Origin of the sequence: Streptomyces olindensis (assembly GCF_040645895.1) — a bacterium.
Classification (GTDB): Bacteria; Actinomycetota; Actinomycetes; order Streptomycetales; family Streptomycetaceae; genus Streptomyces; species Streptomyces olindensis.
Map to the genome: position 1 here is coordinate 1 of NZ_JBEYZD010000052.1, position 19,530 is coordinate 19,530.

General features: G+C 72.6%; 21 protein-coding genes and 1 tRNA gene. 10 read left to right on the forward strand and 12 right to left on the reverse strand.

What is annotated here, in order from left to right:
• Positions 1–102: 102 nt before the first annotated feature.
• Positions 103–1,047, reverse strand: coding sequence for a TerD family protein (locus ABZ948_RS28385; RefSeq protein WP_359764138.1), 945 nt, complete (start codon positions 1,045–1,047; stop codon positions 103–105).
• A gap of 229 nt (positions 1,048–1,276) precedes the next feature.
• Between ABZ948_RS28385 and ABZ948_RS28390 the strand changes: the two genes are divergently transcribed.
• The 3 genes from ABZ948_RS28390 to ABZ948_RS28400 are packed head-to-tail and all read left to right on the forward strand — an operon-like array spanning position 1,277 to position 5,799.
• Positions 1,277–2,443: an HpcH/HpaI aldolase/citrate lyase family protein gene (locus ABZ948_RS28390; RefSeq protein ID WP_359764140.1), complete on the forward strand. Its 1,167-nt coding sequence runs from the start codon at positions 1,277–1,279 to the stop codon at positions 2,441–2,443.
• Between the two features lie 42 nt (positions 2,444–2,485).
• Complete coding sequence (locus tag ABZ948_RS28395) at positions 2,486–4,990, forward strand: phosphoribosyltransferase (protein WP_359764142.1); 2,505 nt, start codon at positions 2,486–2,488, stop codon at positions 4,988–4,990.
• Positions 4,990–5,799: an HAD family hydrolase gene (locus ABZ948_RS28400; protein ID WP_359764144.1), complete on the forward strand. Its 810-nt coding sequence runs from the start codon at positions 4,990–4,992 to the stop codon at positions 5,797–5,799. The genes ABZ948_RS28395 and ABZ948_RS28400 overlap by 1 nt, the downstream gene beginning before the upstream one ends.
• Here ABZ948_RS28400 and ABZ948_RS28405 read toward each other — a convergent pair.
• The 4 genes from ABZ948_RS28405 to ABZ948_RS28420 all read right to left on the reverse strand — a co-directional run bounded on the left by ABZ948_RS28405 (position 5,720) and on the right by ABZ948_RS28420 (position 9,234).
• On the reverse strand, positions 5,720–6,502 hold the full coding sequence (locus ABZ948_RS28405) for a DedA family protein (protein ID WP_359764146.1): 783 nt from the start codon (positions 6,500–6,502) through the stop codon (positions 5,720–5,722). The genes ABZ948_RS28400 and ABZ948_RS28405 overlap by 80 nt on opposite strands.
• Before the next feature lie 47 nt (positions 6,503–6,549).
• Positions 6,550–6,771: an FmdB family zinc ribbon protein gene (locus tag ABZ948_RS28410; RefSeq protein ID WP_359764148.1), complete on the reverse strand. Its 222-nt coding sequence runs from the start codon at positions 6,769–6,771 to the stop codon at positions 6,550–6,552.
• A gap of 52 nt (positions 6,772–6,823) precedes the next feature.
• On the reverse strand, positions 6,824–8,227 hold the full coding sequence (locus ABZ948_RS28415; protein WP_359764150.1) for a hypothetical protein: 1,404 nt from the start codon (positions 8,225–8,227) through the stop codon (positions 6,824–6,826).
• A gap of 74 nt (positions 8,228–8,301) precedes the next feature.
• Positions 8,302–9,234, reverse strand: a complete 933-nt coding sequence (locus ABZ948_RS28420) for a DUF4097 family beta strand repeat-containing protein (protein ID WP_359764152.1) — start codon at positions 9,232–9,234, stop codon at positions 8,302–8,304.
• Between the two features lie 198 nt (positions 9,235–9,432).
• Here ABZ948_RS28420 and ABZ948_RS28425 point away from each other — a divergent pair.
• Positions 9,433–9,504 (forward strand) — tRNA-Val (locus ABZ948_RS28425).
• A gap of 90 nt (positions 9,505–9,594) precedes the next feature.
• Here the strand turns inward: ABZ948_RS28425 and ABZ948_RS28430 are convergent.
• Together ABZ948_RS28430 and ABZ948_RS28435 are read right to left on the reverse strand one after the other, a co-directional pair.
• Positions 9,595–10,005 (reverse strand): hypothetical protein, encoded by a 411-nt coding sequence (locus ABZ948_RS28430; RefSeq protein ID WP_359764154.1) that lies wholly within the window; start codon positions 10,003–10,005, stop codon positions 9,595–9,597.
• Entirely contained in the window at positions 10,002–10,637 is a 636-nt protein-coding gene (locus ABZ948_RS28435; protein WP_359764156.1) for a DUF6415 family natural product biosynthesis protein, read from the reverse strand. Before ABZ948_RS28435 ends, ABZ948_RS28430 begins: the two co-directional genes overlap by 4 nt.
• 173 nt (positions 10,638–10,810) lie before the next feature.
• Between ABZ948_RS28435 and ABZ948_RS28440 the strand changes: the two genes are divergently transcribed.
• The 4 genes from ABZ948_RS28440 (at position 10,811) to ABZ948_RS28455 (ending at position 13,722) form a co-directional block, all read left to right on the forward strand.
• A complete protein-coding gene (locus ABZ948_RS28440; RefSeq protein ID WP_359764158.1) occupies positions 10,811–11,560 on the forward strand; it encodes a DUF6879 family protein in 750 nt (249 codons plus the stop codon).
• A 10-nt stretch (positions 11,561–11,570) separates the two neighbouring features.
• Positions 11,571–12,422, forward strand: coding sequence for a DUF5753 domain-containing protein (locus ABZ948_RS28445; RefSeq protein WP_359764160.1), 852 nt, complete (start codon positions 11,571–11,573; stop codon positions 12,420–12,422).
• A gap of 85 nt (positions 12,423–12,507) precedes the next feature.
• On the forward strand, positions 12,508–12,945 hold the full coding sequence (locus ABZ948_RS28450) for a DUF6153 family protein (protein WP_359764162.1): 438 nt from the start codon (positions 12,508–12,510) through the stop codon (positions 12,943–12,945).
• Between the two features lie 99 nt (positions 12,946–13,044).
• Positions 13,045–13,722, forward strand: coding sequence for a DUF305 domain-containing protein (locus ABZ948_RS28455; protein ID WP_359764164.1), 678 nt, complete (start codon positions 13,045–13,047; stop codon positions 13,720–13,722).
• 19 nt (positions 13,723–13,741) lie between these two features.
• Here ABZ948_RS28455 and ABZ948_RS28460 read toward each other — a convergent pair whose 3' ends face one another.
• Positions 13,742–14,095: a DUF8825 domain-containing protein gene (locus tag ABZ948_RS28460; protein WP_359764166.1), complete on the reverse strand. Its 354-nt coding sequence runs from the start codon at positions 14,093–14,095 to the stop codon at positions 13,742–13,744.
• 107 nt (positions 14,096–14,202) lie between these two features.
• On the reverse strand, positions 14,203–15,111 hold the full coding sequence (locus tag ABZ948_RS28465) for a ketopantoate reductase family protein (protein WP_359764168.1): 909 nt from the start codon (positions 15,109–15,111) through the stop codon (positions 14,203–14,205).
• A gap of 102 nt (positions 15,112–15,213) precedes the next feature.
• On the opposite strand from ABZ948_RS28465, the gene ABZ948_RS28470 reads away from it, so the two are divergent.
• Positions 15,214–15,444 carry a DUF2277 domain-containing protein gene (locus ABZ948_RS28470; RefSeq protein ID WP_359764170.1) on the forward strand — a complete coding sequence of 77 codons (231 nt, stop codon included), beginning with the start codon at positions 15,214–15,216 and terminating at the stop codon, positions 15,442–15,444.
• 9 nt (positions 15,445–15,453) lie between these two features.
• Here ABZ948_RS28470 and ABZ948_RS28475 read toward each other — a convergent pair whose 3' ends face one another.
• The gene (locus ABZ948_RS28475; protein WP_359764172.1) at positions 15,454–16,050 is read right to left on the reverse strand and encodes a DedA family protein; all 597 of its coding nucleotides are present in this window, start codon (positions 16,048–16,050) and stop codon (positions 15,454–15,456) included.
• A 279-nt stretch (positions 16,051–16,329) separates the two neighbouring features.
• Between ABZ948_RS28475 and ABZ948_RS28480 the strand changes: the two genes are divergently transcribed.
• Positions 16,330–16,869, forward strand: a complete 540-nt coding sequence (locus ABZ948_RS28480; protein ID WP_359764174.1) for a superoxide dismutase family protein — start codon at positions 16,330–16,332, stop codon at positions 16,867–16,869.
• Between the two features lie 70 nt (positions 16,870–16,939).
• On the opposite strand, the gene ABZ948_RS28485 is transcribed toward ABZ948_RS28480, so the two are convergent.
• A complete protein-coding gene (locus tag ABZ948_RS28485) occupies positions 16,940–17,389 on the reverse strand; it encodes a DoxX family protein (protein WP_359764176.1) in 450 nt (149 codons plus the stop codon).
• A gap of 78 nt (positions 17,390–17,467) precedes the next feature.
• Complete coding sequence (locus ABZ948_RS28490; protein WP_435857629.1) at positions 17,468–19,450, reverse strand: FAD/NAD(P)-binding protein; 1,983 nt, start codon at positions 19,448–19,450, stop codon at positions 17,468–17,470.
• Positions 19,451–19,530: the final 80 nt, after the last annotated feature.

Genomic DNA, 19,530 nt, shown 5'->3' on the forward strand with positions numbered 1-19,530 from the left:
AGGAGGGCGGCGATGCGGAGCATCGGCAACCGACGACAACGCGGCAGATGCGCGTGCCAGGCCCCGCGTCTGCGATCTGATCCAAACGACAGGCCTTAGGGCCTAGCGTCCGATGAACTGCGGACCCTGCGGGGGCAGGCGGAAGTCCGGGTCGGGGGCCGCGGCGGTCGGCGGCGGGTAGCCGTAGCCGGTCTGCGCCCCCGCGACACCCGCCGTGGCCGGTGCCTGAGGGTAGCCGTAGCCGGGCCGGCTCGTGGGCTGCGGGTAGCCGTACGCCGGCTGGGTCGTCGGGGGCTGCTGGGGCGGGTAGCCGTAGGCCGGCTGCGTGGGCACCGCGGTCGGCTGTTCCGGCGGCAGCGGCCGGGACACGTCGGGGGAGTGCTGGACCGTGGCGGGGGGCTGCTGAGCGGGACCGGCGGCCGTCGGCTGCGCGGCTTCGGGTGCGGGGGCGGCCGTGGCCGGGGGAGTGGGCACCGTCGTCGTCGGCTCCTGTGCCGCCGCCTCCGACTCGTCCACCGAGATGCCGTAGTCGGTCGCGAGCCCCTTCAGTCCGTTCTCGTAGCCCTCGCCCAGCGCCCGGAACTTCCAGCCCTCGCCGCGCCGGTACAGCTCGCCGCAGATCAGCGCGGTCTCCTCACCGGTCTCCGGCTTGACGTCGAAGTACGCCAGCGCCTCCGCACCGGTGTCCGCCGCGTCGTACAGCAGGATGCGCAGGGACTGCACGCGGTCGAACGTGACGCCGTCCGCCGATGCGACCAGCAGAATCCGGCCGACCTCCGTCTCGACACCGGTGAGCTCTGTCTGGATCGTGTCGGTCAGGCCCTCGGCGACCCGCTTCTTGCCGAGCCGCCACACCTTCCCGGAGGGGTGCCGGGGCTGGTTGTAGAAGACGAAGTCCTCGTCGGAGCGCACACGACCGTCGGGGCCGAGGAGCAGCGCGGAGGCGTCGACGTCCGGAACCCCCTGCCCGGGTGTCCAGCGCAGCACGGCGCGCACCGTGGTGGCTTCCAGCGGGACGTTCGACCCCTTCAGCATCGCGTGCGTCATGCGGTCATCCTGCCTTCTCGGTCCTGCTCACGACAACGCGGGGGCCTCGGCACCACGAGCGGCGCCGCGGGCCGACGGCGACTACCGTCGACATGGCCGGGCCCGGCTGTGCTTGCCCGCGTTACCTGAAATTCATGCCTGACGGGAACCTCTGACATGGACTTCTACGTACTATTACCGGCCAGCTTTCGACGATTCGCAGGTCGCACAACCACCACGGGGGAGTTCCATGCGTCATTTCGGGCACATCGCCCCTGAGGTGCGGAAGCGTCTCTTCCACCGCGAGCCGTGCGTGTTCACCGCGGACTCCCCGGCCCGGCTGCTCTCGGCCGCCCTGGGCGCCACGCTCTACAGCCCGGCCACCCGGCCGCGGCTCGCCGACGACGTCCTCAAGCAGGGCGGACGCGGCGTGGTCTCGATGGTGCTGTGCCTGGAGGACTCCATCGACGACGCGGAGGTCGGCCCCGGCGAGGAGAACCTCGTCCGCCAGTTCGGCGCCCTCGACGCCCTCCCGGACGCCGACCCGCCGCTGCTGTTCATCCGGGTCCGCGTCCCCGAGCAGATCCCCGACCTGGTGCGACGCCTCGGCCCCGCCGTCCGCCTGCTGTCCGGATTCGTGCTGCCCAAGTTCACCGAGGAACGCGGCATCCCCTTCCTGGAGGCCCTGGCGACCGCCGAGGCCGAAAGCGGCCGTCGCCTTTTCGCCATGCCGGTGCTGGAGTCGCCCGAGCTGCTGTACCGCGAGACCCGCGTGGAGACCCTGGAGGGCATCTCCCGGGCGATCGACAAGTACCGCGACCGCGTCCTCGCCCTGCGCCTCGGCGTCACGGACTTCTGCTCCTCCTACGGGCTGCGCAGAGGCCCCGACATGACGGCCTACGACGTGCAGATCGTCGCCTCCGTGATCGCCGACGTGGTGAACATGCTGGGGCGCGCCGACGGGACCGGCTTCACCGTGACCGGGCCGGTGTGGGAGTACTTCCGGGTCCAGGAGCGCATGTTCAAGCCGATGCTGCGGCAGAGCCCCTTCCTGGAGGTGCAGGCCGCGGACCTGCGCGAGAAGCTGATTGAGCACGCCATGGACGGCCTGCTGAGGGAGATCTCCCTGGACCACGCCAACGGCCTGCTGGGCAAGACCTGCATCCACCCCTCGCACGTGCTGCCGGTCCACGCCCTGTCGGTCGTCAGCCACGAGGAGTTCTCGGACGCCCAGGACATCCTGCGCCCCGAGCGCGGCGGCGGGGGTGTCCTGAGATCCGCCTACACGAACAAGATGAACGAGGTGAAGCCGCATCGGGCCTGGGCCGAGCGGACCCTGCTGCGTGCCGAGGTTTTCGGCGTGGCGAACGAGGACATCGGCTTCGTGGAACTGCTCGCGGCGGGGCTGCCGAGCTGAGTTCCGAGTCTGGTACACCGGTGATCGCGACGCAGGGAATCCATGGAGAAGGCAGTGAACGAGGGGCCGCACCACGAGGTGCGCGACGGCGTGTGGTCGGGCAGCTGGGTCGCCGAGCGGCTCGGCGTCGGGCTCGCCGGTGACGACCGGCTGACCGACCTGCTGGGCCTGGCGCTGCGCCGCAACCCCAAGCGGGCGCACCTGCTGGTGTCGAACGTGCTGGGCAAGCACGTGCCGCAGTCGCCGTCCGTCGTGTACGGCCACGGGGTCGAGCTCGGCCGCCGGGTCCGTGACCTGCTGGGCGACGACGAGGCCCGTGCGGCGGTCGTCCTGGGCTACGCGGAGACCGCGACCGGCCTCGGCCACTCCGTCGCCGACGGCCTCGGTCTCGCCCCCTACCTGCACTCCACCCGCCGCCCGGTCGCCGGCCTCGCCCCGGCCGGCGGCTTCGAGGAGTCCCACTCGCACGCGACCTCGCACCTGCTGCTGCCGGAGGACCCCGCGCTGCTCGCCGGCGACGGGCCCCTGGTCCTGGTCGACGACGAGTTCTCCACGGGCAACACGGTGCTGAACACCATCCGGGACCTGCACGCGCGGTACCCGCGGCGGCGGTACGTCGTGGTGGCGCTGGTGGACATGCGGTCGGCGGCGGATGCCGGCCGGCTGGAGGAGTTCGCCCGTGAGATCGGCGCGCGGGTGGATCTCGTGGCGGCGGCTTCGGGGACGGTGCGGCTGCCGGACGGGGTGCTTGAGAAGGGGCAGGAGCTGGTGGCGCGCCACGAGGCCGACAGCGCCCTTCCAGGGGCGCGGGGAACTGCGCGATCAGCCCCCACCGGCCCGCGGCCGGACGACGAGCGCACCCACCCCCACGTCACCCGCATCGACCTGGGCTGGCCCCGCAGCCTGCCCGACGGCGGACGGCACGGCTTCACCCCCGCCCACCGCGCACGGCTGGAGGCGGCTCTGCCGGGGATGGCGGCCCGCCTCGCCGAGGCCCTGCCCGAGGCGGCCCGCCGCGTGCACATACTCGGCTTCGAGGAGCTGATGTACGCCCCGCTGCGGCTCGCCGAGGCCCTGGAGCGGACCACGGACGCCGAGGTCCGCTACTCCACCACCACCCGCTCGCCCGTCCTCGCCGTCGACGACCCCGGCTACGCGATACGCACCCGCCTGGTCTTCCCCGCCCACGACGACCCCGCCGACGGCCCCGGCGAGCGGTACGCCTACAACGTCGCCGGCGCCGGCTTCGACGCCGTGGTCGCCGTCGTCGACTCGGCCGCGGACACCCCCGCGCTGCACGCGCCCGACGGTCTGCTGGCCCGCCTCGCCGCGCACACGCCCCGGGTCCTCCTCGCCGTCATACCGTCGTACGCCCCCGAAAGGCCCTCCATGCTGCCCGAGCCCCTCCGCGGCCCCGCCTTCTCCTCGTACGCGCCCGAGGAGGTCGGCTGGCTGCTCCAGGACCTCTCGGACGTGACGCTGGAGGCGCCGACCGAGGAGCGCGAGGAGGCCATCCAGAGCGGCGGCGCGCACTACGCGGAGTCGCTGCCCGTGGAGTACCAGCCGACCGAGCAGTACCAGGAGCTGTTCCACTCCGCGCTGAAGACCTCGGCGGCCCGGATCGCCCAGGCGGTCGGCGTCGTCACCGAGACCGTCCTCGCCGAGCGGTCCCCCCGCCCCGTCCTGGTCTCCCTGGCCCGCGCCGGCACCCCCGTGGGCATCCTCATGCGCCGCTGGGCCCAGTACCGGCACGGCCTGGACCTGCCGCACTACGCCGTGTCGATCGTCCGCGGCCGTGGCATCGACGCCAACGCGCTGCGCTGGCTCGCCGAGCACCACGACCCCCGGGACGTCGTCTTCGTCGACGGCTGGACCGGCAAGGGCGCCATCACCCGCGAACTCGCCCAGGCCCTGACGGAGTTCGAGAAGTCCGACGGCACCACCGGCTTCGACCCGGAGATCGCCGTCCTGGCCGACCCCGGCTCCTGCGTGCGCACCTACGGCACCCGCGAGGACTTCCTCATCCCCTCCGCCTGCCTCAACTCCACCGTCTCCGGCCTGATCTCGCGGACCGTGCTGCGCGCGGACCTGGTCGGCCCGCACGACTACCACGGCGCGAAGTTCTACCGCGAACTCGCCGCCACCGACGTCTCGGTGGCCTTCCTGGACGCCGTCTCCGCCCGCTTCCCCGAGATCGCCGACGCCGCCTGCGCCCAGGCCAAGGAACTGCTCGCCGCCGACCGCTCGCCCACCTGGGAGGGCTGGGCCGCCGTAGAACGCATCAGTGAGGAGTACGGCATCCACGACGTGAACCTCGTCAAGCCCGGCGTCGGCGAGACCACCCGGGTCATGCTCCGCCGCGTGCCCTGGAAGGTCCTGGCACGCGCCGGGGCGGGCAGCGACCTCGACCACGTCCGCCTGCTGGCCGGGCAACGCGGCGTGCCCGTCGAGGAGGTGGCCGACCTGCCCTACACCTGCGTCGGCCTGATCCACCCCAAGTACACCCGGGGCGCGACCGGCGCCGACGGCAAGGCGGTGACGGTCTGATGCCCGTACTCGTCGCGAGCGACCTCGACCGCACCCTGATCTACTCCTCCGCGGCCCTGGCGCTGACCATGCCCGACGCGCGGGCGCCCCGGCTGCTGTGCGTGGAGGTGCACGAGAGCAAGCCGCTGTCGTACATGACGGAGACGGCGGCCCGGCTCCTCACCGACCTGGGCGACGCGGCCGTGTTCGTGCCGACGACGACCCGGACCCGCAAGCAGTACCAGCGCATCAACCTGCCGGGCCCGGAGCCGACGTACGCGATCTGCGCCAACGGCGGGCACCTCATGGTGGACGGCGTCTCCGACCCCGACTGGCACGCGCAGGTGACCGCACGGCTGGCCGACCAGTGCGCGCCCCTGGCCGAGGTGCAGGAACACCTGCTGCGGGCCGCCGACCCGGTCTGGGTGCGCAAGCACCGCACCGCCGACGACCTCTTCGCCTACCTCGTCGTCGAGCGCGAACTGCTCCACGAGGACTGGGTGAAGGAACTCGCGGTCTGGGCGGAGAACCGCGGCTGGACGGTGTCCCTCCAGGGCCGCAAGATCTACGCCGTGCCCAAGCCGCTCACCAAGAGCGCGGCGATGCGCGAGGTGGCCCGGCGGACCGGGGCCGAGCTCACGCTCGCCGCGGGTGACTCCCTGCTCGACACCGACCTGCTCCTCGCGGCGGACCAGGGCTGGCGGCCCGGACACGGCGAGCTGGCCGACGCCGGCTTCACGGCTCCCTCGATCAGAGCGCTTCCCGACCGGGGTGTCCTCGCCGGGGAGCGGATCCTGCGGGAGTTTCTGGGGGCAGTACGGGGCGCCTGAGGACTCGGGTGTCCTGGTCCTCGTACGGGTGCGGCGGCGTGGTGGCTTGTCGCGCGGTTCCCCGCGCCCCTTGGGGGCGTGTCTCCTTGGGGCGTCGCAGCAGTCGTACAGCGATGAAGACCACGACCGCCACGGCCGCCACCGCCAGGACCACCTTCGAGTAGGTCGAGACGAGGTCCGTGACCTGGTGCCAGTTCGCGCCGAGGAAGTAGCCCGCGAGCACGAACACCGTGTTCCAGATCGCGCTGCCCAGCGTGGTCAGGCCCAGGAACACCGGCAGGCGCATGCGCTCCACGCCCGCCGGCACGGAGATCAGGCTGCGGAAGATCGGGATCATCCGGCCGAAGAACACGGCCTTGGTGCCGTGCTTCAGGAACCACGCCTCGGTCTTCTCGATGTCCGAGACCTTCACCAGCGGAAGCCGGCCCGCGATGGCCACCGTCCGGTCACGGCCGAGCAGCGCGCCGACCCCGTACAGCGCCAGCGCGCCGATCACCGAGCCGGCCGTCGTCCACAGCAGGACGGCGAGCAGGCTCATCCGCCCGCTGCTCGCGGCGAACCCGGCCAGCGGCAGGATCACCTCGCTGGGCAGGGGAGGGAACAGGTTCTCCAGAGCGATGGCGAGACCGGCACCCGGCGCGCCCAGCGCGTCCATGAGGTCGTTGACCCACTGCGGTCCGGCGTCCGCGGCGATGGCTGTCATGCCGCCACGCTAGGGAACCGGACCTGAAGGGATCCTGAGGAAAGGCGTCAGCCGCAGCAGCCGCCACCACAGCAGCCGCCTCCTCCGCCACCCGCGCGGGGCGCCGAGGCCGGGGCGGAGGCCGAACCGGCCACCGCGACCGTGGAGAGGAGCTTCACTGTGTCGTCGTGACCCGAGGGGCATGCCGCGGGAGCGGAGGACTCCGCCATGGGACGGCTCAGTTCGAAGGTGTCGCCGCAGGTCCGGCAGCGGTACTCGTAGCGAGGCATGCGCACAGGTTAACCGGCGTGCCGCGGCTGTCGTAGAGGCTCGGGAGCCGGGTCAGTGGCCGGCCGCTCCGCGTTCCTCGCGGATCCGGGAGACCACGTCGGCCACCGCCCGGCGTACCGCTTCGGTCTCCGTGAGGAAGTGCCAGTAGTCGGGGTGGCGGCCCTCCAGGGTGGCGATGGCCCGTTCCAGGCGCGCCACCCCGTCGTCCAGGGGCCGGGCGTGACGCGGGTCGGGGGTGTTGCGGCCCGCCATCGCGAGGCGCTGGGCGTCGCGGATGGCGAAGCGGGTGCGGTCGATCTCCTGCTGGGGGTCCTTCTGGACGGCGTTCAGGCGGTGCAGACGGTCGCCGGCGGCCGAGACGGCCTCGTCGGTGGTGTTCAGCAGGGCCCGTACGGTCGACAACAGGGCTGTCGCGTCGGCCCAGCGCTGCTCGTCACGGGCGGTGCGGGCCTCGGCCAGCTTCACCTCGGCCTGCCGGACGTTCTGCACAGCGGCGTCCGGGACACCCTGCAGGTCCTGCCAGCAGGCCACGGTGAAGCGGCGGCGCAGTTCGCTCAGGATCGGCGGGACCTGCTCGGAGCGGGTGGTGAGGGCCTGGGCGCGGGTGCGCAGGGAGACGAGCCGGTGGTCGATCTCGGCGGCCCGGTCGGGCAGCCGCTCGGCCTCCACCCGGACCGCCTCGGCCTCCCGCGTGACCCGCTCGGCGCGCTCCAGGGTCTGGGGCACGCCGTGCTGCCCGGCGCCCTGGTTCAGCTTGGTCAGCTCCGGGGAGAGGGCGGCGAGCCGGGCCGCCAGATCGTCCGCCTTCAGGCCGGAGGCGCGTACGGAGTCCAGGGCGTTGGAGGCGGCCAGCAGGCCCTGGCGGGCACGCTCGACGGCGGGGGCGAGGCGGGCCAGCTGGGTCTCGGCCTTGCCGAGCAGCGGGCCGAGGCCGTCGGCGAAGCGGTCCAGCTCCTGCTTGACCCGGCCGAGTTCCTCCTTGGCGGCGGTCAGCTCGGCGCGGGCGCGGGAGGCCGCGGAGGCCTCCAGGTCGTCGCGGTCGAGGTCGTGGGCGTCGACGGCGTTGATGTACCGGCTGCTGGCCTCGTCGATGCGGCGGCCGAGGGCGTCGAAGTCGGTGACGGCGCGCCGGGCGGCGGGCGAATCGTCGACGGCGGTGATCGTCTCGATCGAGATGCGCAGGTCGCGCTGGGCGGTGTCCAACTCGTAGAAGGCCGCCGCCGCGGCGTCCTTCGCGGCCTGCGCCTCGGCCCGCTGGCCCTCGGCGCGGCCGCCGAACCAGCGCCGGGTGCCGCCGCCCGCGAAGGCGGCGGGCAGCGCCAGCGCGGCCAGCAGGGGCAGCACCGCCAGGGTGAGCGTGTCCCGCAGGGGGCCGGGGGCGCGGTCGGGGCGGCGGCGCGGACGATGTGCGCGCGGCACCGACGGCGAGTACGGCTGCGCTGGTGTCGCCGTCACATCCCTCTCCCGTGCTGTGGTCCACCCTGCCCGGTGTCATTCTCCCACCGGTAGAGGACGAACACACGGGCCGATCAGTTCGCTGTTCGGACCGTCACTTTGCCGTCGCCGGTCCGGGCGGACACCACGTGCGGGCTGTTCTCGTCGCGGGGCACGTCCACGTCCACGCCGCCGTCACCGGTCTCGGTGGTCACCCGGTAGGCGGCCCGGGGCACGGCGATGCTCACGGAACCGTCGCCGGTGCGGGTCTCGACACGGTCCGGTACGGCGCCGAGTTCCAGGCGGACCGAGCCGTCACCGGTGTGGGTGCGCACGTCACGGGAGGAGACGTCCGCCCGGATGGAACCGTCGCCGGTGCGCATCCGGAGCGGGCCGGTGGCGTCGCTGACGCGGATGGAGCCGTCGTCGGTGCGCATGTCCAGGCGGCCGGTGGCCTCGCTGACGCGGATGGACCCGTCGCCGGTGCGCAGTTCCAGGGGGCCGGTGGTGTCGGTGACGCGGACGGAGCCGTCGCCCGTGCGGATGCTCAGCGGGTCCCGGAAGCCCCGGGCGCGCACGCTGCCGTCGCCGTCCTGGACCTTCACGGTGACACCGCGGGGCACCTCGATGCGGTGCTTGGCCGAGCAGTCGGCGACGACGCCGGAGCACTTCAGCCGCAGCACCAGCCGGTCGTCCCGCATGGACCAGGTGACCTTCGGGTCCTTGCCGATGACGACGGACCCCTGGAACCACCGGGTCACGTCGATCCGGCCCGCGGGGTGGTCGTCGGCGGCGACGATCTCCAGGGCCGAGTCGTCGGAGTCCACGGTGAGCGTGCGGCCCTGGAGGTCGAAGGACCGGCGGTCCGGGTCCGTGTCGTCCCCGGCGGACGCCCCGCAGGCGCTCAGACCGGCGACGAGCACCACGACGGCACCGGCGACGGCGACCGCGCGGGCGGGGACGGTGCGGGTGGTGCCGGTAGTGCCGGTAGTACCGGTGGTGCCGGTAGTGCGAGTGGTGCGGGCCATGACGATCTCCCCCTGGACGGACGACGGGCGCTCTCGGGCGCTCTACGACCGTATGGATCCGGGCCCCTCAGGGGGATCCGGGCCACTCCCGGATCAACGGTGGGGTTAACCCCCGGCACGGCCCCGTAACGGGTTTGCGGGACGGTGCCCCGGGCAATGTAGGCTGTCGACTCGTCCTGGGCGCGTGTCCCGGGAGCCGGGTGCGTAGCTCAGGGGTAGAGCGCCTGCCTTACAAGCAGGATGTCGGCGGTTCGAAACCGTCCGCGCCCACGGTACTGAGTAGCAGGTCAGAGGCCTCCTGAGCACGTGGCGGGGGGCCTCTCGCCCTGCCCGGCGAGCCAGCGCGGTGTGCCCCAGGGGTCACAGGCGGCGGCCGACGGCGATGTCGTTGTTGCCCGCGAGCCGCAGGATCGCCCGGAGCATGATCGGCAGGCGGCGGTCGTCGAGGTCTTCCACGGAGGCCAGCGTGGTGATGCCGATGCCGACCATGGACAGGACCAGGTGGAGGAACGCCCGCTGCCCTTCGTCCAGGCCCAGTCCGTACTGGCGTCCCGACAGGGCTTCGAAGTGGGCCTGCGCACCGTCGAGGGTGTCGATGACGAGGGCGCGGCGCACGGCCGGGACCGCCAGGATCGTCCGTTCCTCGACGAGCGCCTGGACGGCGGCCCGGGCTCGGGACGACTTCGCCGTGCGCAGGAGTTGCTCGCCCAGCCGCTGGAACTCTTCGTCAGAGTCGGGAGCTTCAGGGGCGGTGGCCTCGGTAGTGCTCATGCCGATGCCTCCAGACGGCGTCCGTGGCTGACACGGCGGGCCGCGGCGGCGCGAGCGCACGCTTTGCGGTACTCGTCATACAGCGTGGCTTCTTCCTCGCAGGGGAGCCGGGCGTTCGCTCCGTCGTCGTCCACGGTGCGGCAGGTGGGGCACCGCAGGCAGTGGTCTGCCAGGCGCATGAACGCCCTCTGCTCGGGGGTCTCTGCCACTCCGGCGCTGACGGTCTCGTAGTGCTCGCACAGAGCGACCAGGACGCGGGCGAGTCTCCGGGCGTACATGACGCTGCCGACCAGCGGGGCGAAGTTCAGCTCCGGCGCGCGGAGTTTGCCGCGTGCCTCGCCGGCGCAGGCCAAGGCAGCGGCGCGGGTGGGGCAGTTCTTCGGCAGTCGCTCGGCCGCTTCCGCGACCCTGGGCCCCAGCACCGAGAGGTGGCTGCGCAGCGCGGCGGTGAGCGTGGTCAGTTCGTCGTCTGACAGCATCGGGTGCGGTCCCGACTCGGAACCGAGCGCTGTCTGGATGGTCTCGCGCATCACCGCGAGGTCGGGCGGGGCGGGCGCATCCTGATCGATAGCCGCCCGGAGGGACTCCACGGCAGTGGAAGGGTCGACGTCCTGTGCGGTTGCTTCGGCCATGACTGGACCGTACGGAGGCGGTGTTGACGGACGCGATGTGATGTTCTCGAATGTTCTCGGGAGCTGACCGGATGTTCTCGTGTGGTCGCATGAAGCGGGGTGCACCCGGTAGTGCGGTGCCTCGGGCGTGGTGATGCTGTGGATGGACACCGGCCACCGGCAGGGGAGGAACCATGCGACGACTGCGGTTCAACGGCACGGACAGCAAGAACGGCGGATGCCCCGCGATCCATGAGGACCTCGACAGCGGCGACATCATCGTGCAGGGGCGACCTCTCACCGACCCTGCCGACCTGCGCCGGCTGCAGCACTTCGGCCTGGACGACGCTGCGGTCGTCGTGCCCCGCGAGCTGCTCGTCAATCACGGCCCGAAGGAGATGAACCGCGTGCCCAAGGTGATCGGTCTGGAGGAATTCGGCCGGCTGTTCCACCACTTCGAGCATTCGGCCTGGCACCTGGAGACCAGGCGCGGTTACGCCTCCGACCGGGAAGACCTCGGCTTCGACGAGTTCCTCGCCACTGGCCAGGCACCGATGGACCTCGACAGCGACTGGTGCCAGAACATCCTCCGGCAGACCCAGGAGGGCAAGTACGTCGGCCGCGTGCGCGTCGTCGACAACCCTCCGACCGACGGGCAGCGATTCCTGCTGTCCTACGCCCGGTGCAACGCCGCCACCGGCGAGGATGTACGGAACCTGTGGCGAGAGGACGCCGAGCGGGCGCATCTGCCCGCTGAGGACTTCTGGATCTTCGACAGCCGCCTCGTTGCCGTCCTCCGCTTCGACGACGAGGACGTCTTCCATGACGTCGAGATCATCACCGAGCCCGCCGAGGTGCTGCGGTACTGCCAGGTCCGCGACGCCGCGGTACACGCGTCCGTGCCCTACGACCAGTTCGTCGCGCAGATCGACACGAAGGAGTAGATCGCCGCCGGTGAGCACGGACTACCAGCAGGCCCGGGAGGCCCTCGGCCGTCGGCTGAGGGAGCTACGCCTGTCCGCCTCTGAGGGCCGACTCACCGGCACCGTGCTCGCCGAGCGGCTGGGCTGGCCGCACTCGAAGGTCTACAAGCTGGAGGGCGGCCGGCAGACCGCGACGAGTGAGGACCTCCACGCCTGGGCCCACGCCGTGGGACAGCCCGAAGTGGTCGGTGAACTGGACGCGCGCCTCAGGGGATTCGAGGCTCACATCCGCTCGTGGAACCGCCAGCTCGCGGCCGGGCACCGGCCCGTACAGGACACGTGGAACGTCGCTGTCGACCGAGCACGCGTCATCCACGCATGGGAAGAGGCTGTCGTCCCGGGCATGCTCCAGACCGCCGACTACGCCCGGCACATCTTCCTTCGGTACGCCGATCTGCAGAGGACGAAGCGCGACACGGAGGAGGCCGTCCGCTCCCGGATGGAACGACAGGCGTGGCTGTATCAGGGCGGCCGACGGTTCCACGCGCTCGTGTGGGAGGCCGCGCTGCACGCGCTCGTGTGCCCGCCGTCTGTCCTCGCCGCCCAGCTGGACCGGCTGGCGGGCCAGGTCGGGATGGACACGATCGAGCTCGGGATCATTCCACTGAGTGCCTCGCTGCGGGTCCCGGCTGCGAACGGGTTCTGGATCCTCGACGGCAGCCTCGTCATCGCCGAGGACTGGCACGCCGAGCTGTGGCTCGACGACGATGCGACCGTGGTCTCCTACCGGCGCGTGTGGGACACCTTGAGCGAGTCGGCGGTCTACGGAGCGGACGCCCAGAACCTCATCAGCCGGGTTCGGCGCACGCTGAACCCGTTCTGACGTTGGCCACGACCTTCCACGACCGTCCGCGCCCGGATCACCGTAAAACGCCCCGGGCCCCCATCGGCCCGGGGCGTTCTCTACGATGTGCGGCGTGAGCAGCCCCGGACAGTGTGCCCCGCGATTCGCCGTACGGCGGTGGCGTGCGTTGTGTGTGCTGGGGCTGTTGGTGGGTCTGCTGGGGATGCACGGGCTGGCGCCCGGTGGTGGTCTCCCCGGGCAGACGCATGCGCAGCCGATGCATGCGCAGCCTTCGCACGCGGACCAGACCCACGAAGGCACTTCCGCGGCACATCACCCGCAGGCCACCTCCTACGGGCACTGCGGTCACGGGCACGTCCAGCACGCCGACGCGACCTGTGCGTCCGGTGCTGTCGGCGGTGGGCCCGTGCTGCCTCTGCTCGTCGCCGATCCGGTGCCCGTCTCCGTACGTGAGGACGTCGTACGGGCGCACACGGTCGCCGATCCGGACGGTGCGCGCGCCCCGCCGTCGCTCTCCGAACTCCAGCTTCTGCGGATATAGACACCCGCTCGCCCCGCGCCGGCGCCGATGCCCGGTGCGGTGCGTCGCCGTGTCCTGAACCCGTTCCAGAAGCAAGCAGAAGCAAGCAGGAGTTCACGCATGACCAGCATCCGTACCCTGACGCGCCGGGCCGCCCTCGTGGTGGTGGCGGGCGTCGCCATGACCGCCCTCACCGCCTGTGGCGGCGACGGCAACGACAGCGGCAGTGGCAGCGGGCACCAGGTGCACGCCTCCTCGTCCGCCGGTGCCGACACCGGGAGCGACACCGCGACCGAGCCCGCGGCCGGACAGCACAACGCCCAGGACGTCTCCTTCGCGCAGGGCATGATCCCGCACCACCGGCAGGCCCTGGAGATGGCGCGACTGGCCGACGGGCGGGCCTCCTCCGGCGCGGTGAAGGACCTCGCGGCCCGGATCGAGAAGGCGCAGGACCCGGAGATCAAGACCATGACCGGCTGGCTGAAGGCCTGGGGCGAGGACGTCCCCGAGCCCGGCGCCGGCATGGACCACTCCGCCGCGGGCCACTCCGGCATGCCGGGGATGATGAGCGACGACGACATGGCCGAGCTGGAGAAGTCCTCGGGCAAGGCCTTCGACGCGAAGTTCCTGGCGCTGATGGTCGAACACCACGAAGGCGCCGTGGAGATGGCCACCGTCGAGAAGAGCAAGGGCCGCTACGGCCCCGCCAAGGCCATGGCCGACGACATCGTCACCGCGCAGAACGCCGAGATCAGCGAGATGAACAAGCTCCTCGGCAAGGGCGGGGACGCGGGCTGACGTCCGAGCCCCCGAGCCGCTATGAGGCTCCGTCGGTCTCCTCCGGCGGAGCCTCCTGCGCGTGCTTCAGCTCCGAGCGGGCCGCCACCCGCTCGGGGCCGGTGAGTTCGGACCAGTAGCGGTGGGTGCTGACGAACACCGCGAGTTCGTGTTCGCGCCGCCGGAGCTTCTCGACCTCCGCCTGTTCGTCGGCGGTCCAGCCGGGGGAGGCGGGGCGTTCCACCTTGCGCCAGCCGTTGTCGTCGCTGAAGCCGTCCAGCGGCTCCACCGACCACGGGAGTCGTTTCAACAGGGCCGACAGCTCGGCCCGGACCTGATGGAGTTCCTCCTGACCGGCGAGGAGGTCACTCGGAAAGTCATAGGTCGTAGCCACGACCCAATGATACGCCTGTTCGAATTGAGCGGACGAGTGTCTTCCCGTGGTTCATGCGAACAGGTGACCGGTCGCTCCGCGTGGTGAGCGGTGTCGCCGAGCCGTCACTACTCGGGCCCGCCCGGCCCCGCGGCCAGTTCGCTCACCACCCGGGCCGTCACCGGAGCCGGTACGCCGTGGTGGTCGGCGGCGCGGAGCAACGCGCCGCCGATGGCGTCCAGTTCCAGGGGCCGGCCCGCCTCGGCGTCGCGCTGCATCGAGGACTTCATCTGCGGCGGGAAGGCGTCGTAGCGGGCGAGGGCCTGGGCCGGGTCCGCCGGGCCGCCGCACGCGCGGCTGATCGCGGCCGTCTCCTCGACCAGTGCCGTCAGTTCGTCGCGGTGGCGGGTGCGGACCTCCCCGAGAGGGACGCCGTGGCGGGTGGTCAGCAGGGCCATCGGGGCGAGGAACGACATCTTCGCCCACAGGGCCGCCGTCTCGTCCTCCAGGACCCGGGTGGCCGGGCCGGCGGCGTTGAAGGTCTCCGCCAGGGCGTCGAGGCGGGCCCGGGGGACGCCCGTGCCCGACAGGTCGATCTCCGCGAAGGGGCTGCCGTGTTCGATGACACCGGGGGCGACCCGGGTCGACTCGACGCGGATGACGGCGGGGGCGACGCGGTCGGCCCGGTAGCGGGCACGCAGGGCCGCCGGGTGTTCGACGCCGTTCAGGAACGGCACGAGGAGGCCGTCGGACAGCGCGGACGCGGGGACGCGCGCCAGGGCGGCGTCGAGGGTGGTGTGCTTGACGGCGATCAGGCAGACGTCGACGGGTTCGCGCAGCAGGGTGTCGGCCTCCACGGGGGCCGTGAAGTCGCCGAAGCGGTCGCTGCGGACCCGGATGCCGTCGGTGCGCAGGGCGTCGGCCGTCTTCTCGCCGGCCAGACAGATCACGCGGTGGCCGGCGCGGGAGAGCAGGGCGGCCAGCAGGCCGCCCACGCCGCCCGGGCCCAGGACGGCCACGGTGAGTTCGTTGCCCATGTCGGGTTCCTCTCGTCGGTCGGCCCCGGGATGGTGGCCGCCTCGCGACGATCATGGCAGGAGCCGCTGTCGCACGGGGCCCGAACGGGTGAGACTGGAGGCATGTGCCGGAGTATCAAGACCCTGCGTCCGCCCGTGCTGCCCGAAGAGGCCACGGCGGAGGACATTCGGGCTGCCGCGTTGCAGTACGTGCGGAAGGTCTCGGGTTTCCGGGCCCCCGCCGCCCACAACCAGGAGGTGTTCGACCGCGCGGTGGAGGCCGTCGCGCAGGCCACGGCCGAGCTGCTGGACGGCCTGGAGGTCCGGGGGGCCGGAGCACGCCGGGCGGGCTGAGAGGCCCGGCTACGAGGCCCGCGGCTCCCTGCGCATCAGGTACGCCGCCCCCGCGCCCGCCGCGAACAGCGCCCCCACCGACACGGCCGTGGCCAGCCAGCTCGTGCCCAGCCAGTGCGCGCCGAAGTAGCCGAGGGCGACGCTGTACACCGCCCAGGTGAGGCCGGCCAGCGCCGACCAGGGGAGGAAGTCGCGGGCGCGGCGGTGGGCGGCGCCCGCGCCGAGGGAGACGACCGAGCGGCCCGCGGGGGCGAAGCGGGCGAGGACGACGAGCGCGCCGCCGCCCCGCGCGAGCGCCGCGCCGAGACGTTCCTGCGCGGTGGTCAGGCGCCGGGACCGGGAGATCGCCCGGTCCAGCCGGTCCCCACCGCGCCAGGCGAGGCGGTAGGCGACCAGGTCACCCAGGACGGAGGCGGTGGCCGCGCACAGGGTCAGCGCCAGGATGTCGGGCACGTCGGTCGCCGAGCCCGCGGCCGCCGCCGTGGCCGCCGTGATCACCAGGACGCCGCTGGGCAGCACCGGCAGGAATACGTCGAGCAGGACGGACAGGGCCACCACCGCGTAGATCCATGGGCTGCCGATCAGCGACCCCACCTGCTCCAGCACCGCAACTCCCCGTGATTCCCCCGTGGGCCAACCGTGCCGCGATGTCGCGGGGGGAGCGGCAGGAGTGGCCATGACAGCCATACAGCGTACGCCCGGGGTGTGACGGGTGGTTCACGGGGGGCTCGTACGTTCGGTACGGAGTGTTCACCTCGTCTCACCTCGTCTCGGCTCGTCCGGGTTGTCACCCGGCTGCCGTGTTCCGGGGAGCGGTCGGTGCGGGCGTCCCGTAGCAACGGAAAGGGGTCGTGACCACGCACAAGGTGAGGAACGGTACACACCATGCTGGCAGGAATATGCGCGAGCGCCGTCGCCACCGCCCTGTTCGCCGGCGGCCCGGGCGGTGACCACGGCTACGCGATGCGGACGGACGCCCGGTTCGCCCCGCCCGGCGCCGCCGAACGGTCGCCGGCGCTGACGTACGACCGGAGCCTCGTCCCCACGGCCTCGTGGATCGAGGTCGGCCAGCACACGGCACGCGGCGGTGCGACGACCGTACGGCTGCGGGTGACCGGGATGAAGCCCGGGCACGCCTACGGCGTCCACGTCCACCGGGAGCCCTGCGGCGCCGATCCCGCGGCCGCCGGCGGGCACTACCAGCACCGGCCGTCGGGCGATCCGCACCACGTCGGTCCGCACAACGAGGTCTGGCTCGACTTCACCGCCGACCGGCACGGCGCGGGCGCGGCGAGCGCCCGGCACGACTGGGGCTTCCGGCGGGGCGAGGCGTCCTCGGTCGTCCTCCACGACGTGCCGGGCGGCGCGGGTGCCCGGGTCGCCTGCTTCACGGTGCCGTTCGGGTGGGCGGCCGCGAGCGGGTAGCGGAAACGCCGAACGGCGCCTCCCACCCAGGTGGGAAGGCGCCGTTCTCCGTCGAAACCGGCCGGGCGGCTCAGGCCGCCACCGGCGTCTGGGCGGACCGCTGTCCCTGCGTCGACGCGCGCTTCGCCAGCAGCCGGTCCAGGCCGAAGGCGCCGGAGCCCGTGAAGATCAGCAGGAACATGGCCCAGCAGTACATGGCCGCGCCCTCGCCGCTGTTCTCGATGGGCCACAGGGCCTGCGGCTGGTGGACCTTGAAGTACGCGTACGCCATGGCACCCGAGGAGATGAACGCCGCGATGCGGGTGCCGAGGCCGAGCAGGACCAGGGTGCCGCCGACGAGTTCGATGACGGCCGCGTACCAGTTCGGCCAGGCGCCGGTCGAGGCGGTGCCGCCCTTGCCGTCCACACCTCCGAGGACGCCGAAGAGCGCGACGGCGCCGTGGCAGGCGAACAACAGGCCGATGACGATCCGGAACAGTCCGAGAGCGTACGGTTGCGCGCCGTTGAGGCGTGCGGTCATGGGGGGTCTCCTTCGGTTGGCCGGCCCGGGCAGGGCCGGTCGGGGACGGAACCGACGAGTAACCCACGTTAGGTGTGCCTAATTGATACTTGCAAGTTCAACATTTGGCCACTGCTTTGCCTCTGGCTGGGATCCGATTCCGGCCCCAGCCGCACGTAGAGCGGCTCTCGCCACCGCGTCCGCGTCCGAAAGGGTGACCGAATCCACACCCGGACGCGCTCCCGCCGCGGTCACCCAGTGGACGCCTTCTGTCGGCACTCCGAACGCGAACCGCCTTGTGTGTGCAACTCCTTGACGGTCAATCAGATGGTACGGGCGCCGGGTCACATCCAACCCCCCTGTTTCGTAACCGTCCACGGAGTGCGGGCGGCACTGCCCGGTCCGCAGCAGCCCGGCGAGCAGTTCGTCGGCGGTGCGGCGCAGGTCGGGTTCGGGCAGCCGGGCCTCTATGAGGGTTCTCACACGGACGGCCGAGCCCGGCACGTCGGGCGAGTACGCCGTCCAGGCCCCCTCCTCGTCCGACACCCGCAACCGCGGCCCGAGCACCGTCACCACACCCGCCTCCACCAGCGCCGCGAGCTCCTCCGTGCGGCGCCGGGGCGGCCCGATGGAGAGGAACGCGTTGAGCGGGGTGTACCAGCGGTCCAGGTGGTCCCGGCGGGAGGCGCCGGCGAGACCGCCGTGGTCGACGATCAGCCGGAGCTCGTTGCGCAGGTCGCGCAGCACGTCGAGGGCCGCCTTCAGCGGGCCGCGCACATTGCCCAGGGCGGCCTGTGCGGCGTCCTGGCGCAGGTACGCCAGCAGCCAGTCGCGCCACTCGCCCGGGTGCGCGAAGTCCTCTCCGGCGTACGGGCACAGGACCCGCTCCCAGGACCAGCGGCCGGAGGCGGGCACGCCGAACTCGTCCAGCAGCGGTGCCTCCCCGGGGTCGCCGTGCGGGACGGCCAGGAAGCGGTCGGCGAACTCCCTCTCCCGCCCGTCCCGTCCCGCCCCGGACGCCGCGGTCCCCGCCCGCAGCAGCGCGGAGTAGTAGACCGTCTCCACCTCCTTCGCCACCAACGGCCATATCTCGGCCCGGAAGTCCGGCGCCTCCCCGGAGTCCGCGCGCTTGCGGAAGCCCGCGATCGCCTCCGGGGTGAGGACCAGCGGGACGTGCCGGCCGTACGGCCCCTTCGCGTTGTCCCCGCGCGCCTGGTACGGCACGCCGCGCCGGGAACCGGCGTAGAGCCGTGGCTCGCGGCCGGAGGGGAGGTAGCGCAGCCCCCGGTCGCCGCGTACGAAACGGCCGCCGCGGCCGGTCGTCAGCAGGGCCGTGTGGTCGAAGAAGTTGAGGCCGAGACCGCGCAGCAGGACCGGTTCGCCCGGGGCTACGGCGGACAGGTCGACGTCGGCCGGGTTGGCGGGCGGGACGTGGCGCAGGCCGTGGCGGGCGGCGTGGCCCGCGAGGCGCCGCTGGACCGGGTCGGCGGTCGCCGGCAGATGGCCCTGGGCGAGGACCACCGCGGACAGGCCGGTCAGCGTGCGGCCGTCGTCGAGGGTGAGGGCCTGGCTGCCGTCGGGCGCGTCCCGCAGCCCCGTGGCGCGCGCCCGGTGCGTCTCGACGCGCACGGCCGCCGGTGCCTCCCGGACGACCTCGGCGAACACCCACTCCAGGTAACGGCCGTAGTCGGCCCGGGTCGGGTACTCGTCCGGGCCCAGCGCGCCGCGCGCCCACTCGTACAGGCTCGGGCCCGGGCGGATCGGGCCCGAGCAGTCCACGCTGTCGTCGGTGAACAGGGTCACCTGGCAGGCCACGGTGTTCATCAGCAGCTCGGACGACTGTGCCGTGCGCCAGACCCGGCCGGGGCCCGGCGGGTCCGGGTCGACGACGTGCACCGTCAGCCGGGCTCCGGGCGGGAGGAGTTCGGGGGCCGAAGCGCACAGGCGTTCCAGGACGCTGGTGCCGCGGGGCCCGGCCCCGACCAGGGCGAGGGAGAACGACCCCGGTTTCCCGGGCGGTGCGCAAGCCTCTGTCGGTGCGGATGCCTCTGCCGGTGCGGATTCCTCGGTCGACGCAGACAAGGGTGGAACTCCAGGGCGTGGGGGGCGCGTGGGTCGGAGGTCCGCCGGTGGGGAAGCGGACGGTCCGCCTCATCATGCCG

Coding starts and splice junctions, on each gene's coding strand:
- ABZ948_RS28390 (WP_359764140.1), top strand. CDS start 1,277: ATGCGTCATTTCGGGCACATCGCCCCTGAGGTGCGGAAGCGTCTCTTC.
- ABZ948_RS28465 (WP_359764168.1), bottom strand. CDS start 15,111: ATGGGCAACGAACTCACCGTGGCCGTCCTGGGCCCGGGCGGCGTGGGC.
- ABZ948_RS28430 (WP_359764154.1), bottom strand. CDS start 10,005: ATGAGCACTACCGAGGCCACCGCCCCTGAAGCTCCCGACTCTGACGAA.
- ABZ948_RS28440 (WP_359764158.1), top strand. CDS start 10,811: ATGCGACGACTGCGGTTCAACGGCACGGACAGCAAGAACGGCGGATGC.
- ABZ948_RS28410 (WP_359764148.1), bottom strand. CDS start 6,771: ATGCCTCGCTACGAGTACCGCTGCCGGACCTGCGGCGACACCTTCGAA.
- ABZ948_RS28420 (WP_359764152.1), bottom strand. CDS start 9,234: ATGGCCCGCACCACTCGCACTACCGGCACCACCGGTACTACCGGCACT.
- ABZ948_RS28395 (WP_359764142.1), top strand. CDS start 2,486: ATGGAGAAGGCAGTGAACGAGGGGCCGCACCACGAGGTGCGCGACGGC.
- ABZ948_RS28470 (WP_359764170.1), top strand. CDS start 15,214: ATGTGCCGGAGTATCAAGACCCTGCGTCCGCCCGTGCTGCCCGAAGAG.
- ABZ948_RS28485 (WP_359764176.1), bottom strand. CDS start 17,389: ATGACCGCACGCCTCAACGGCGCGCAACCGTACGCTCTCGGACTGTTC.
- ABZ948_RS28435 (WP_359764156.1), bottom strand. CDS start 10,637: ATGGCCGAAGCAACCGCACAGGACGTCGACCCTTCCACTGCCGTGGAG.
- ABZ948_RS28455 (WP_359764164.1), top strand. CDS start 13,045: ATGACCAGCATCCGTACCCTGACGCGCCGGGCCGCCCTCGTGGTGGTG.
- ABZ948_RS28450 (WP_359764162.1), top strand. CDS start 12,508: ATGTGCGGCGTGAGCAGCCCCGGACAGTGTGCCCCGCGATTCGCCGTA.
- ABZ948_RS28400 (WP_359764144.1), top strand. CDS start 4,990: ATGCCCGTACTCGTCGCGAGCGACCTCGACCGCACCCTGATCTACTCC.
- ABZ948_RS28405 (WP_359764146.1), bottom strand. CDS start 6,502: ATGACAGCCATCGCCGCGGACGCCGGACCGCAGTGGGTCAACGACCTC.
- ABZ948_RS28480 (WP_359764174.1), top strand. CDS start 16,330: ATGCTGGCAGGAATATGCGCGAGCGCCGTCGCCACCGCCCTGTTCGCC.
- ABZ948_RS28385 (WP_359764138.1), bottom strand. CDS start 1,047: ATGACGCACGCGATGCTGAAGGGGTCGAACGTCCCGCTGGAAGCCACC.